This is a genomic window from Limnobacter thiooxidans (assembly GCF_036323495.1).
GTDB classification, from domain to species: domain Bacteria; phylum Pseudomonadota; class Gammaproteobacteria; order Burkholderiales; family Burkholderiaceae_B; genus Limnobacter; species Limnobacter thiooxidans.
This window is the reverse complement of the sequence record NZ_AP028947.1, coordinates 2509923-2523551: the sequence shown is the minus strand read 5'-3', so window position 1 is coordinate 2523551 and position 13629 is coordinate 2509923. Positions and strand designations below refer to the sequence as shown.

Here is a 13629-nt window from a genome sequence, read left to right as displayed (position 1 = left end):
CATGAATAAACCAACCGTGATCGGATTGGCTCTGAGTGTGTCGCTGGCCTTGGGAGCTGGTTTTGTTTACTGGGGGCAGGATGCCAAAGCCAATTTGAAACCGCAGTCTGAACAGGCCGGTGTACCCGTGGTGAATGTGGTGCAACCCAAATTGTCTGAATCAAGCAGCGACATTCAATTTGCTGCGCGGCTGGCCCCTTCCCAGGAAGCCAGTTTGTATGCCCGCAGTTCCGGGTTTGTGCAGGCCCGATTTGCAGACATTGGCAGCCGCGTGAAAGCAGGCCAGGTGCTGGCAACAATTTCTGCCCCCGAGCTGGAAGCCTCGCTGAATTCTGCACGCGCAGCCTTGACCCAGCGCGAGGCCGAGTTGCAACTGGCCACCCGCAACCGGGCACGTGTGGAGCCCTTAGGTGCTGGGGGCGCGGTGTCGGCCCAAGAGGTGGATACCTTGAGTGGTATTGAGGAAGTTGCCAAAGCGAATTTGACAGCCGCCCGTGCTGAAGTGTTGCGGCTACAAAGCGAAGTGGCTTACCTGACCTTGAAAGCCCCCTTCGATGGCGTGATCACTGAACGAAACATCGACCGCGGTGACCGCGTCAGCCCCAATGACACGCGCATGCTGTACCGAATCATCAACAGCGATGTTCTGCGCGTGCAGGTGGATGTGCCCCAGCCACAACTGTTTCGTGTCCAGGAGGCAGGCAAGGCGGTGCTTGAAGTTACCGAACGCCCTGGGCTTGGCATTCCTGTCGAGTTCAAGCGCTCCTCAAAGGAGTTGCGCGCTGACACGGGCACGGTGCGCATCGAATATGAATTCAACAATCGGGAATTGGCTTTGCCTGCGGGTTTGAATGCCTCGTTGAAAGTACCCACCACCGGCCAGGGCAACAGCGTGACAGTACCTGCCAACACCATTGTGTACCGCGATGGCGGCGCCAACGTGGTGGTGCTGAGTGCCGAGAACAAGGTGGCGTACCGGAAAGTGACCCTGGGTAAAAACTACCCTACCGCAGTGGAAGTGTTGCAGGGCGTCGGTAAAGACGACCGCGTGGTGGTGAATCCCAATGCCCTGTTGAAAGAGGGGCAGTTGGTGGACGTGGCGAAGTCTTGAAACACGTCCTTGGCGAGCGGGGCTAGTGCGCCTCGTCTTCCATGCGTTTTCGGAATTCGATGCTGTCACCATCGGCCAGCAATTGCTGGATTAAAACCGGTGCCCCTTGCGAATTCAGTGTCAGCAAGCCGACACCACTGCCGTTGACCAGGCGTTCACCACGGCTGCCATGGTCTGGCTTCCTGGGCACAATGCGCATTTTTCGTCGCTTTGTGAACCAGTTCAGTGGTGACCAGGGGGCGTACATCCAGCGGTTCAGGCGGTCCAGTGTGTCCAGCAGCTTGCGTGGAAATTCGTTTCTGAAACCACTGCTGGTGATTTGCCAGATATTCGGGCTGTTTTTTCGGCTGCGCAGTTCCACTTCATAGGCAAATGAGTAGTGCACATCGCCTGACAGAATTACGAAGTTTTTTGGGGTTTTGCCGTGCCTGAACAGGTTCAGCAGGGTGTTGGCTGCACCCCGGTGAGCCATCCAGTTTTCAGCATCGACCATCAAGGGTTTGCCAAACCAGGTGAATATTTTCTGGATGGTTTCAATCAGCTTTACCCCGAACACAGGCGCTGGCGACACAAGCAGTACCGATTCATGCCCCAGCAGGCGTTGCTGCAATTCTGAAAGCGATTCCCAATCCATCAGCCCCGATGGGTGGGCTGCATTGCGTTCCGAGCGCCAGCGGTTGGTGCGGGTATCAATCACCATCAGCACGGGTGTGGTGTTCCATTGGTATTGCCAGCCACGAAAGGCGATCAATTGCGAGATCAGCTCTTCATGCACCTGTTGGCCGGGGGTTTGAAGTGTGCTTTCGCAGCGCTGCATCATGGCGTTGCTGAAGTTTTCGGGGGCATTGCCCCAACCCTGACAAATCAGGTAGGCGACCAATGCATTGCCAATGATCCGGCGTGAGAAGGGTTCGCCATACGCGGTTTCCTCCCATTCCGCACTCAGATTCCAATCGTCGGTCACATCGTGATCGTCGAACATCATGGCCACTGGCAAGTGAGCCATCAGGCGGTGAACGCTGCCCAGCTCAGCCACAAATTCTTGAACGGCTTGCCTTTGCAATTCATAGCGCTCTACAAATTCCTCGGGGATACCGGCCGGTATGGCCATGTCCGTGTAGCGCCACGCAATGGGTGACCACACCAGCAGGTACATCGCCATGACTTCGGCCAGGCTGATGAGGTGGTTGCGCGCGCTGTCGGTGGTGAACACCGGTTTTTTCACCCCCGTGAACAGCACCGTACGCAGGTCTTTGTTGGCCTTGGTTTTGGGCAGCAATTCATGCCGGGTGTAGTAGTGGGGTTGCTGATGATGCAGCTCAGCGCTGTCTTCAAGCTGGGTGCAGCAAAGTGGTTCAGCGGGTGGGTTCAGTTGCTCAAGCAGGCGGTGTATGGCCACCAGCATGGGGCCTGCCACATCGTCGGTGTAAATCTGGTCGCCGCTCATGACCAGCATGCTGGGCCACTCGGTGGGGTTTCCTGCATGTTTTTCAAGATGCTGGTCTGCGCGTGCCAAACCGTCCCCAGCGGCTTTACCTTCTTTTCGAAGGTAATGCGGCTTGCGGCACGAGCCATGCAGCACGTGATTTACTTTTGGCTTGATCACAAAGCCAAGCGTGTTTTTGCCTGGGTAAAGCAGGTGTGGGGCTTCCTCGGTAATGTTAATCCAAGACCCATGATCGCCTTGCCTGTAACTTAAGGCATATCCAATCCAGCAGTTTTCCGGCAAGGCCTGTTGCAAGGGAAGGTCGATCAGGTAGATGTAATACCGTTCAGCCACTTTCAATTCGCGGCATTGCACTGCAAGGTCATGCGTTTGAGATTCGCCGTTTTCAGGGTGCAGTGTAAGTTGCCACTGAACAGGGGCAGATGTAGCCAGCCACAGGGTAATTCTGTCGGGCTGCATGCGACGCAGCACCGGCCCCGCCAACAGCTCACGACCCATTGCACATTTCCTGGGCTTTTGTCTTGTTACCCGCCTTTTGGACACAGGTCTTTAACTTGTCCACTTCGGGTAGGGTTTTGCAGTGGGGAAGCTGGGCAAACTCACCTTGCTTGTCAAAACCACAGGCAAAAAATGTGGTCATGTTGCTGACTGGCCGGGTGGTGAGCTTGTTGCAGGCAGGCTTGAGCGTGTTGTTCATCCAGTCTTGATAGTTTGTGGAGTCCACTTCGAATTTGCTGACTTCAGCATTCAACTGATCTGTTTGCTGATTGAATCCGTTGATGGATTCGTTGAATTGGGCAATGGCTTTTGTATCGGGCTTTGCTGCATCCAGCCTTTTTTTCTGGCTTTGCAACGCGACGCGTTTGTCGCTGAGTTGCTTTTCAGTGGCGCGCAGTGAATTGGCGCGTTGTTCAAGTGCGTTAAAGCGGCTCAAGCCCTGTTGTTCAAGTTCAAGGCAAGTGCGCAATTCTGCTTCCTGGACGGGCTCGGTTGAGGGGGCCTGTGCGTGTACAGTGCTGCAGAAGACTGCCGCAATAAAAGCGACTGAAAAAGTACTGGGGTAATGCATGTTGGGTGCTGACAAGAATCAATCAAGGATTGACTGTAGCAGATGAGCATGGCTAATCAAGCCCGGCACAGGCGATCAGGTGACCCTGACCCCTGCCAGGCCCGTATTGCGTGGTGAATAAAACCGGATTGTCTAAGCCCGCGTCGATAACAAATCGGCTTTGCGTGCTGCCATGCGATCTCCCAGTTCAACCAGATCCAGCGATGGTGCTTTTTTCGCCTTGGGGAACATGTCGCTTTGCTCTTCCTCGACATGGTGTTCCACGTATTCGGAGAGCACTTTCACTTTGGCATCGTAAACATCGCCGCCAGGCTCGATACCCTCTAGCTGGTCAATCAGGTTCTTGATGCCAAGGTGCTCCACGGCACCTTCAACGACGATGAAGTCGTCCTTCAATACCGCCTTGACGGCAGGATAGAAAATTTCTTCTTCAATCTGGGCATGCACGGTCAATTCCGTGCAAATTTCATCAACCAGTGATTTCTTTTTTGTCTTGGAGTCCGTTTTTTCGTACTCGGAAAACAGTTCACTGACCTTTTCATGATCGGCTTTCAGCAATGCAATTGCGTCCAGTTTGTTGTCGATATTGCTGTTTTTGGAAGTCATGGCAAATCCTTGTTGGTGGATGGTTGTGGCACGTGTGCAGTCACATGAACAGTGCGATCAGGATAATGATCGGGATGGGTATCCCCAGAAAAAACAAGATGATTGAACGCACAGGGTCCTCCTGATTGGTGTGGTTGAGTTGGATTAGGCTTGGGGTGATCAAGCGTCACGCTGACGCCCGCCCAGAGTTGCGGCAAGGCTGGCGACAAAAGCACCGATCAGCAGCGCAAGGAAAACCCACAGGGCACCGTAAGCAGAGGCTTCGCGGGCTTCATCGGCCGTGTCTTTGGCCGCTGTTTCAATTTCATTGAGCTTGGCCTGCGCACGCGCATACACCTCTGTGACCCGCTTTTCAGCCTCCTGTTGAGTCAAGCCTGTGCGTTGTGCAACCAGCTGACCAACATACTGAATGTCTTCTTGCGGAAGAGGTTCAGTGCGGCTCAGGTTCATGAATATCCGGGTAACTTCTTCAATGTCCCTGCTGGTAATGCGTTCTTCTTGAACCGCAGGCATGGACAGGTCTGTAGATGGCGTGGTCTCGGTGCGGTTGGCTTTGCGAAACAGCGAATCCACGAAGTAAGCCACTGCACTGTTTTCTGATTCCGCGAGCGGGTTGGAACTGCCCAAGGTGTTTGCGGCCATTGTGGCTGAGTTGGCCATGCCACCAGCAACCGAAGCACTGGCTTGTATCCCGCCGCCCACGATTGATCCGATCACCGAGGCCAGCAATGTTGCAGTGGCCAGTGAGGCGATTGCCCACGACAGGAATCCATGGGCTGTGTCCCGAAAATAGATTTCGTCGGTGTGTGTGTCCATCCATTTAGTTCGCAGTCGGCCAGCCAGGTAGCCACCCAAACCCGATGAAAGCAGTTGGGTCACTGTCAGCCAGATGATGGTTGAAATGCCAAAGCTGGCTGCGCTGATGCCTTCGTAGGCAAACGGGGATACCGAGGACAGGCCAAGGCCTACGCCCAGGATCAGCAGAATCAATGACAGTGCGGCAGCAGCAGCAGCGCCGGCAATGATGGCGCCCCAGGAAACAGCGCTGGCTGAAGGGCCTGTGGGGTCCAGTCGATAACCAGGGTCTCGAGGGGCGTTTGGCGTGGTGGTGGTGTTGATCATGTCGTTCCTTGTAATCAATCGCAGGTGAGTAAGTTCTGCCCAATAGTTTTGGCAGGATGAGGCACCGTAGCTTGATAGGGGGGCATGGTCTGTGCGGTAGCGCACATAAGGAAATTGCCTCTATTCAGCGAAATTCCCTCGAGAGGAAGTTGATTGTGTATTTATGTGAAATTTATTGTTAAGATGTGTTAATAGAAACCAGAATCATTCTCATTATAATTTATTTCATGTAGGGAGCATCATGAAGTACCCGAACCCAGTTTTCTTTCCTGTACAAAAAAGAACCCCATTGGCCACTGCATTAACGATGGCGTTCGTGGGTTTGTCACCTATTGCTGCACAGGCCCAGGAAAAACCACAAACCCTGCCCGAAGTTGATGTCATCGAGTTTCGTGGCGAGCAAATGGACAGCGTGAAGTACTCGCGCCCCTTGCAGGACATTCCGCGCATCATCACCGTGTTGCCCCAAGACCTGCTGGAAGAACAGAACGTCACGTCCTTGAAAGAAGCGCTGCGAAATATTCCTGGCATCAGCCTGCAAGCCGGCGAAGGCAACCCACCCGGTGGCGACCAGTTGAAAATTCGTGGCTTCAATGCGCGTGACGACATCAACGTCAACGGCATGCGCGACATCGGCAACTATTTCCGAGACCCTTTCTACATCGAACAACTGGAAGTGGTGAAAGGCCCCAACTCGGCATTTTCTGGCCGTGGTTCGGCCGGTGGCACCATCAACTTCGTGACCAAGAAGCCCCTGGGTGTGGACTTCAACCGCGCGGAAGTCAGCTTGGGCACCGACAGCTACCTGCGCACCACGCTCGACATGAACCGGGTACTGAGTGAAGACAGCGCCGTGCGCGTGAACCTGCTTCAGCACAGCGCTGACCTGCCTGGCCGCAACGTGGCTGAAGAAGAGCGCTTCGGTGTGTATGGTGCCTACACCTGGGGTTTGAACAAGCCCACCTCATTCACGGTGGATGTACTGCACATTCAGGCCAACGACATTCCTGATGGCGGCTTGCCGTTTGATCGTGCGTTTCGCGGCGGTGCAGGCACAGGGCAATTGGTCAATGGCGGCAGTTTTGACAACTTTTATGGCCACACCAACGATTACAAGGACGTAGACGTAACCCAGGTTGGCCTGGCGGTGCAACATGCGCTGGCCAATGGCAAGGTGATTCGCAATCAGACCCGTTACGCGATTGTGGGCAACGATTCGCTGACATCTTCTCCAAGATTTGTGGATGGTGGTACGGGTTTGGGCAACAACAACCCTGATTCGGGATTTGTGGTGGGCAACTTGAAGCCACGCGACCAGGTGGACACCAGTTTCAAAAACCAGACCGATTTGTTGTTCAGCCTGAACACGGGCCCCATTCAGCACGACTTGGTGGCAGGTTTTGATTTCGGTTTCTACGAATACGAAAACCGTCGTCGACTTGATACGAATGGCCCTGTCACCAGTTTGTTCAACCCCGCTGCACGGGAGTTCACTGGCAACCTGGCCTATGGCGGCATTCACCGCCTGGAAACCGAGGAAATGGGCCTGTACCTGCTCGACACCATGAAGCTCAACGAGAAATGGGAGCTGAATGCGGGTGTGCGTTATGACAAGGTCAAGGCTTTTGCAATCGAGGAAGACCGCCAGAATTCCAATGCTGTAGGTTTGACTCCGGTGCAGGCCGAGAACCGCAGCTTTGTTCGCGAAGACAGCGAATACAGTTACAGCCTGGGCCTGGTGCACAAGCTGACGCCTGCGCATTCGCTGTATGCATCGTATGGCAACGCGTTTTTGATTTCGGGAAACTTTGACCGCAATCAGATTCAATTGGCCGGTGGCAGCATGAACGACCGCGTGGCCAACGCTGCAACCTTTGATTCACCCACAGAAAAAGTGCAGGCTTTTGAATTGGGCAGCAAGATGACCATTGGTGCCGGGCTGGATATCAATGCAGCCGTATTCCGCACCGAAACTGACCGCGGGCGTTTGCCTGCCACATCTGCAGGTGGAGCAACCACGCCGAATGTGGAGTACCACATCAACGGTTTTGAAGTGCTGCTAGCCGGCAAGGTGACTGAAAAATGGCGCCTGTATTCCGGTTATACCTACCTGGAGTCGGAAGTGACACGTGCGCCCACTGCGCCTTTTGCCGAGGGGCAGGAATTGGGGGGCACGCCCAAAAACTCCTTCAATGTTTTTACGACCTATGACTTCACGCCGAAATTTGGTTTTGGGGGTGGAATTCAGTATGTTTCAAACCAGACCAGTGGTGTTCAGCCTTTCCGCAATGGCGATGCCGGGGCAGGTCTTCCTGGGGACCCAACCACCAGCACTCAAGCGGGAAACATCAAGGTCAGCATTCCCAGCTACACCGTGGTGGATCTGTATTCCACCTACAAATTCAGCAAGGACGTGCAGGTTCGTTTGAACTTGTACAACGTGTTTGATGAGCGCTATATTTCGCAACTTGCGGAAGGCGGTGGGCAGGGCATTCCGGGAGAAGGGCGCCAGTTGATTGCCACTTTGCGTTATGACTTTTAAACCTTGATGTGAACTAGAATCATGCTGGTTACGATAGAAAACGTTCTGAACGCCGACGAACTTGAGAACGTGCGAGCGCTGTTGGCCCGGGCCGATTGGGCTACCGGTCAAAGCGCCGGTTCCCAGGCTAGGCTGGCCAAAAACAACCTTCAGATTCCCGAAGGCAGTGACGTTCTTCGTGACCTGCGTGTGCTGGTGATGCGCGCACTGAACAAAAGCAGCCGATTGATTTCGGCTGCCTTGCCTTACAAAATTTTGCCGCCCAATTTCAATTGCTACATGGGCAGCACCAACAGCTATGGTTTGCACACCGACAGCACCTTGCGTTACCTGCCCGATGGCAGCGCATTGCGAACCGACATTTCTGCCACGCTTTTTTTGTCCAGCCCCGCCGATTATGACGGCGGTGAACTGGTGGTTGAAGACACCTACGGTGAACACCGGGTCAAGTTGAATGCAGGCAGTCTGGTGGTTTATCCATCAGGTTCCATGCATGCGGTGGCGCCCGTGACGCGCGGCGAGCGACTGGCCTGCTACATGTTCATGCAAAGCATGGTGAAAGACGCTGAATGCCGCAGGATGCTGTTCCAGATGGACGAGTCACTGATCAAGCTGCGGCAGGAATACGGTGAAACCAACCCGGAACTGATTCGACTCACAGGCCTGTACAACAACCTGTTGCGTCGCTGGACTGATTGTTAAAAACATAAATGACAACAAAAAGCCCCACCATTTTTAAATGGCAGGGCTTTTTTTAAATCGCAACTTCCAGTATTTGAAAGCAGGATTTATTGACCCGCTTACTGACGAATCAAGTGGTCAAATGCAGCCAATGACGCATTGGCACCTTCGCCCATCGCGATGATGATCTGCTTGTAAGGTGCGGTGGTACAGTCGCCTGCAGCAAACACGCCTTCCATGCTGGTGTGACCTTTGTGGTCCACCACGATTTCACCATGCTTGCTCAATTCGAGTGTGCCTTTCAGCCAGTCGGTGTTGGGCAGCAAACCGATCTGTACAAAAATGCCTTCCAGTTCAACCTGCTTCACTTCGTCTGTTGCGCGGTCTTTGTAGCTCAGGCCATAGACCTTGCTGCCGTCGCCATTCACTTCGGTGGTCAAGGCATTCATGATCACTTTCACGTTGGGCAGGCTGTACAGCTTTTTCTGCAACACGGCGTCGGCTTTCAACTTGGTGTCAAATTCAAACAAGGTGACTTCCTTCACAATGCCGGCCAGGTCAATGGCTGCTTCAACACCGCTGTTGCCGCCACCGATCACCGCTACGCGCTTGCCTTTGTACAAGGGGCCATCACAGTGTGGGCAATAGGCCACGCCTTTGTTGCGGTACTCGGTTTCACCGGGCACATTCATTTCGCGCCAGCGTGCGCCGGTGCTCAGAATCACTGTTTTGCTGACCAGCTTGGCGCCGTTTTCCAGCACCACTTCAACCTTGCCGTCGTCCAGTTTGTTCAGTGCCTTGGCGCGCTGCAGAGCCATGACGTCAATGTCATATTCCTTCACGTGCTGCTCAAGCGCGGCCACCAGTTTCGGGCCTTCGGTTTCTTTCACGGAAATGAAGTTTTCAATACCCAGTGTGTCGAGCACCTGGCCGCCGAATTTCTCGGTGACAATTCCTGTAGCAACACCTTTGCGGGCTGCATAGATTGCTGCTGAGGCACCGGCTGGGCCGCCACCTACAATCAGCACATCGAACTCGCCCTTGGCGTTCATCTTGGCGGCGTCTTTTTCGGCAGCGCCACTGTCCAGTTTGGCAACAATTTCTTCCAGCGTCATGCGGCCGGAACCAAAGGTTTCGGTGCTGTTTCCCTGGGTACCCTGAAACACTGTAGGCACCGCCATGACCTTGCGCTGCTCGACCAAAGGCTGGAACATGCCGCCATCAATCATCGTGTGGCTGAAGGCTGGGTTCAGCGCGGAAATGGTGTTGAACGCTTGAACTACGTCGGGGCAGTTGTGGCAGCTCAGCGAAATCACTGTTTCAAAATGCGCGCCGCCTGCAGGGGCCTGCAAGCCCTTGATCTGTTCAATGACATCGGCTTCCACTTTGGGTGGGTGACCACCCACGTGCAACAAGCCAAGCAGAAGGGATGTAAATTCGTGACCCATTGGCAAACCGGCAAAACGAACGCGGCCTTCTTCGCCTTGCTTGGCGATCGAGAAGGATGGGCGCAGGTCGTAGTTGCCGTCAAGGCGAACAGACACTTTGTCTGAACACTCGCCGATCTCTTGGACAAGCTGTTCCACATCGCGTGCTTTGTCGCTGTTGTCCAGCGAGGCCACCAGTTCAATCGGGTGGCGCAGCATCTGCAGATAGGTCTTCAGTTGTTGTTTGATGTTTGCGTCGAGCATGGGGTACTCCTGAGTTGTTCTTCTTTCGTGAAACCGCCCCTTTGTGGGGGGCGGCTTTTTACAACAAATTCAAAGGTGATTTGAATTTAGATCTTGCCAACCAGGTCCAGTGATGGAGTCAAGGCGGCTTCGCCTTCCTTCCACTTGGCTGGGCAGGCCTGGCCTGGGTTCTTGGCGATGTACTGTGCAGCCTGAATCTTGCGCTTCAGTTCAGATGCGTCACGGCCGATACCCAAGTCGTGCACTTCCATGACCTTGATCACGCCGTTGGGGTCCATTACGAATGTACCGCGCAGTGCCAGGCCTTCTTCTTCGATCATCACGCCAAAGTTGCGTGTGATTTGACCTGTGGGGTCACCAATCATTGGGTACTTGATCTTGCCGATTGTTTCGGTGGCGTCAGCCCATGCCTTGTGTACAAAGTGTGTGTCTGTGGACACGGAAAACACTTCCACGCCCATTGCTTTCAGTTCTTCGTACTGGTCAGCCAGGTCGCCCAATTCTGTGGGGCACACGAATGTGAAGTCGGCTGGGTAGAAGAAGAACACGGACCACTTGCCCAATACATCGGCTTCGGTCAGTGCGATTTCCTTGCCATTCCAATATGCAGTGGCTTTGAACGGCTTGATTGTTGTATTGATCAGAGACATTTGAAGTCCTCCAGAAAGTTAATGAACAGTTAGTAAGTTACACACCCCGGATTCTACCGAAAAAATTGTGCGATTGCAAAATTTAATCGATCTATCGAATCAATGCATTTTTACTATAATTATCGAGTCCACTTTAAAATTGCTTCTAAGTGCCTAATTGGCAATGGAAAAGGGTTTCAAGGGGACTTTTCCGAAGGGAAAGAATCAAAGTGTTTAGAGAATAAGCTCTAATTTCACGCTGATTTTCAGTGAAGTGTGAGCTTTTGAAGGGGGTTGTATTGCCTTGCAGCACGATCCCCCTTGCGGTGAACCAGGCTGCAGGGTGGTTGAATCAATCAGAATTTGGACTTGGCTTTGTCGAAAGCGTCCTTGATGCTGTCCCAGGCGCTGTTGGCCCCGTCTTTCAAGCTTTCGAAGGCTTCCGCGCCGGCATCTTTCAGCTCTTCAAGTTTTGAACGACCTTGCGCTAATTTTACTTCCAGCGCGTCAATGGAATCGTTCAGCTCTTTTTTGGCATCAGCCGATTTTCCATCCGCTTGGGCTTTCAGTTTGTCAAGGTCTGCCTTCCACTCATCGAGCTGGGCATTCAACTTGGCCTTGTAATGTTCGAGGTCTGCCATGGTGTGTACTCCTTCATTTAGTAAACCAGAGAAGTCAGGTTAGCAACACTTTGTGACATTCCTTGCCTGATTTCGGAGAGGGTCTACTCTAATGTGCGGCAACGGTCGCCTGAAAATGCTTATGATGTTGGCAAACAAGGCAGGCTTTGACGCCTTGTAATTTTCAGCGTAAACGCAATGTCTTTGTTCGAAACTACAGAAGTGTTGGTGTTCTTCAACGTGCTCTTGCAGCAGTTGGGTGCACCCGTGCCTGCGGTGCCCACCCTGATTCTGTCCGCCAGTTTGTCGGGTGAATGGACAGGCATTTTTCTTCTGGCCATCGTGGCCACCTCGGCTTCCCTTATTGCTGATTGGGCCTGGTACTTTGCAGGGCGGTTTTACGGGTACCGCGTATTGGCTGTGTTGTGCAAGTTGTCCATCAATCCTGAATCCTGTGTCAGCCAAACCGAATCGCGGTTTCGTGTCTGGGGCCCCTGGTCATTGGTGGTTGCCAAATTCATTCCGGGGTTTTCCACTGTGGCGCCGCCAATTGCCGGTGCTGTGAAAATGTCGCTTTTTGCATTCACGGTGGCATCTGCGGCAGGTGCTTTTCTGTGGGCCATGGCGGCTTTGATGGCGGGTTGGCTTTTCAAGAATGAGGTCAACGCAGTGTACGCGTTGTTGAAAGACAATCTGTTTGTGTTGGCGGTGGTAGCCGCATTGATCTGCAGCTTGTGGCTGATGTGGAAGTTGATGCAACGTGATGCTTTTCGGGCGAAGGCGAATGGCGCGAAAATTGAGGTTCACGACGTGTTTCAACGGGTACAGGCCGGAGATTCCAGCTTGCGTCTGATTGATCTTCGACCCGCTGTGGTGCAGCAGGCTGAACCCTTGGCAGGCTGGCTGCCAGCCAATGCGGACACCGCCCTTTCTGCAGCCCGAGCCTGGAACAAGAACGACCTGATTGTCACCATGTGTGCCTGCCCCAATGATGTCAGCGCCAGCCAGGTGGCTGACCTTTTGCGCAAGCAAGGCTACAGCAAAGCCAAAGCCATGCAGGGTGGTTATGACGCCTGGCTTGCCCGCAATGCGTCGAATTGAATGATTGGATTGTGAGCCGTGGTTTTTGCTGCCGAAATCCCGTTAATTTCATGTAACCTTTGACGCAACGTTAGCGAACTAAATATTAGTACCGACCTCTTATATCCAATTCATTCAAATTCACCACGGAACTTGACCATGCGACTGTCCACGAAAGCCTTCATTGGCGCTTTCAGCCTTGCACTTTTTGCTGCGCCTGCCGCAGCCACTGAAGTAATCCAGTTTGGCGTTGGCCTTTACCAGCCCGACAAAGACAAGAACGACGCCACCTACACCCCCTTGGCACAGTACCTGGAAAAGAAGCTAGGCAAGCCTGTGAAGTTGCGCACGGTCAGCAGTTGGGAGGGTTTGGCCAAATCACTGGCCAATGGCGAAACCGATGTGGCCTTGATGGGCCCCTGGGGCTATGTATTGGCCAACAACGAAGCGAAAGCGCAGGCAGTTGCCACGATTGAGTACGAAGGCAAGCCCGAGTATTACGGCATTATGGTGACCAACCCGAAAAGTGGCATCAAGAGCATGGCTGACCTGAAAGGCAAAACTTTCGCATTTGGCGACAAGGGTTCTACCTCGGGCTACCTGATTCCGTTCCATTATTTTCAGAAGCAGGGCATCAACCCCGACACTTATTTTTCCAAGGTGATCAACACCAGCCATCAGGCCATTCAAACCCAAGTGACCCAAGGTGCGATTGACGCCGGTGCAGACTACAACCGCAACCGCGATGCGATGATTGCGGACGGCCTGATCAAGGCGGAAGATTCAAAAATCATCTGGACTTCCGACCCCTTGCCCAATGACGCCTTCGCCGTGAGTGCCAAGCTGTTTGAAGACAAAGTCTTTGTGGCCAAACTGCAAGAGGCCTTGCTGGGCATTGGTGCCGAGCTGAAAAACCAGCCCAACCTGCTGCCCCCGCGCTACACTGGTTTTGCCAAAAAAGACAACAGCTACTACAAGCCAATTCGTGATGCAGGCCTGGCCACTGGCCGCCTGCAGCCCAAGTAAGGTGC

General features: G+C 53.5%; 12 protein-coding genes. 5 read left to right on the top strand and 7 right to left on the bottom strand.

All coding sequences use genetic code 11. The features are described from left to right. The first annotated feature begins 1 nt into the window (after nucleotide 1). A complete protein-coding gene (locus RGQ30_RS11460; protein WP_130555789.1) occupies nucleotides 2-1111 on the top strand; it encodes an efflux RND transporter periplasmic adaptor subunit in 1110 nt (369 codons plus the stop codon). Nucleotides 1112-1133: 22 nt separating this feature from the next. Here RGQ30_RS11460 and RGQ30_RS11455 read toward each other — a convergent pair whose 3' ends face one another. The 4 genes from RGQ30_RS11455 to RGQ30_RS11440 form a co-directional block, all read right to left on the bottom strand. Beyond that, entirely contained in the window at nucleotides 1134-3056 is a 1923-nt protein-coding gene (locus tag RGQ30_RS11455; RefSeq protein ID WP_130555790.1) for an alkaline phosphatase D family protein, read from the bottom strand. Beyond that, entirely contained in the window at nucleotides 3046-3642 is a 597-nt protein-coding gene (locus RGQ30_RS11450) for a hypothetical protein (protein ID WP_130555791.1), read from the bottom strand. The genes RGQ30_RS11455 and RGQ30_RS11450 overlap by 11 nt, the downstream gene beginning before the upstream one ends. 117 nt (nucleotides 3643-3759) lie before the next feature. Then, nucleotides 3760-4233: a hemerythrin domain-containing protein gene (locus RGQ30_RS11445; RefSeq protein WP_130555792.1), complete on the bottom strand. Its 474-nt coding sequence runs from the start codon at nucleotides 4231-4233 to the stop codon at nucleotides 3760-3762. Between the two features lie 159 nt (nucleotides 4234-4392). Beyond that, nucleotides 4393-5355, bottom strand: coding sequence for a hypothetical protein (locus tag RGQ30_RS11440; protein WP_338284428.1), 963 nt, complete (start codon nucleotides 5353-5355; stop codon nucleotides 4393-4395). Nucleotides 5356-5596: 241 nt separating this feature from the next. On the opposite strand from RGQ30_RS11440, the gene RGQ30_RS11435 reads away from it, so the two are divergent. Next, nucleotides 5597-7897, top strand: coding sequence for a TonB-dependent receptor (locus RGQ30_RS11435; protein ID WP_338284427.1), 2301 nt, complete (start codon nucleotides 5597-5599; stop codon nucleotides 7895-7897). 21 nt (nucleotides 7898-7918) lie between these two features. After that, nucleotides 7919-8599: a Fe2+-dependent dioxygenase gene (locus RGQ30_RS11430; RefSeq protein ID WP_130555793.1), complete on the top strand. Its 681-nt coding sequence runs from the start codon at nucleotides 7919-7921 to the stop codon at nucleotides 8597-8599. Nucleotides 8600-8697: 98 nt separating this feature from the next. Here the strand turns inward: RGQ30_RS11430 and ahpF are convergent, their stop codons facing one another. The 3 genes from ahpF to RGQ30_RS11415 all read right to left on the bottom strand — a co-directional run bounded on the left by ahpF (nucleotide 8698) and on the right by RGQ30_RS11415 (nucleotide 11539). Beyond that, complete coding sequence (gene ahpF / locus RGQ30_RS11425) at nucleotides 8698-10269, bottom strand: alkyl hydroperoxide reductase subunit F (protein ID WP_130555794.1); 1572 nt, start codon at nucleotides 10267-10269, stop codon at nucleotides 8698-8700. Nucleotides 10270-10355: 86 nt separating this feature from the next. Next, nucleotides 10356-10919: an alkyl hydroperoxide reductase subunit C gene (gene ahpC, locus RGQ30_RS11420; RefSeq protein ID WP_130555795.1), complete on the bottom strand. Its 564-nt coding sequence runs from the start codon at nucleotides 10917-10919 to the stop codon at nucleotides 10356-10358. A gap of 335 nt (nucleotides 10920-11254) precedes the next feature. Further along, nucleotides 11255-11539 (bottom strand): sll1863 family stress response protein, encoded by a 285-nt coding sequence (locus RGQ30_RS11415; protein ID WP_130555796.1) that lies wholly within the window; start codon nucleotides 11537-11539, stop codon nucleotides 11255-11257. Between the two features lie 177 nt (nucleotides 11540-11716). On the opposite strand from RGQ30_RS11415, the gene RGQ30_RS11410 reads away from it, so the two are divergent. Next, a complete protein-coding gene (locus RGQ30_RS11410) occupies nucleotides 11717-12619 on the top strand; it encodes a VTT domain-containing protein (RefSeq protein ID WP_130555797.1) in 903 nt (300 codons plus the stop codon). A 138-nt stretch (nucleotides 12620-12757) separates the two neighbouring features. After that, on the top strand, nucleotides 12758-13624 hold the full coding sequence (locus RGQ30_RS11405; RefSeq protein ID WP_130555798.1) for a phosphate/phosphite/phosphonate ABC transporter substrate-binding protein: 867 nt from the start codon (nucleotides 12758-12760) through the stop codon (nucleotides 13622-13624). Nucleotides 13625-13629 lie beyond the last annotated feature (5 nt).

What these genes read in the sequence shown, in the direction of transcription:
- RGQ30_RS11460 (WP_130555789.1), top strand. Translation starts at nt 2, where the DNA reads ATGAATAAACCAACCGTGATCGGATTGGCTCTGAGTGTGTCGCTGGCC.
- RGQ30_RS11455 (WP_130555790.1), bottom strand. Translation starts at nt 3,056, where the DNA reads ATGGGTCGTGAGCTGTTGGCGGGGCCGGTGCTGCGTCGCATGCAGCCC.
- RGQ30_RS11445 (WP_130555792.1), bottom strand. Translation starts at nt 4,233, where the DNA reads ATGACTTCCAAAAACAGCAATATCGACAACAAACTGGACGCAATTGCA.
- RGQ30_RS11440 (WP_338284428.1), bottom strand. Translation starts at nt 5,355, where the DNA reads ATGATCAACACCACCACCACGCCAAACGCCCCTCGAGACCCTGGTTAT.
- RGQ30_RS11435 (WP_338284427.1), top strand. Translation starts at nt 5,597, where the DNA reads ATGAAGTACCCGAACCCAGTTTTCTTTCCTGTACAAAAAAGAACCCCA.
- RGQ30_RS11430 (WP_130555793.1), top strand. Translation starts at nt 7,919, where the DNA reads ATGCTGGTTACGATAGAAAACGTTCTGAACGCCGACGAACTTGAGAAC.
- ahpF (WP_130555794.1), bottom strand. Translation starts at nt 10,269, where the DNA reads ATGCTCGACGCAAACATCAAACAACAACTGAAGACCTATCTGCAGATG.
- ahpC (WP_130555795.1), bottom strand. Translation starts at nt 10,919, where the DNA reads ATGTCTCTGATCAATACAACAATCAAGCCGTTCAAAGCCACTGCATAT.
- RGQ30_RS11415 (WP_130555796.1), bottom strand. Translation starts at nt 11,539, where the DNA reads ATGGCAGACCTCGAACATTACAAGGCCAAGTTGAATGCCCAGCTCGAT.
- RGQ30_RS11410 (WP_130555797.1), top strand. Translation starts at nt 11,717, where the DNA reads ATGTCTTTGTTCGAAACTACAGAAGTGTTGGTGTTCTTCAACGTGCTC.
- RGQ30_RS11405 (WP_130555798.1), top strand. Translation starts at nt 12,758, where the DNA reads ATGCGACTGTCCACGAAAGCCTTCATTGGCGCTTTCAGCCTTGCACTT.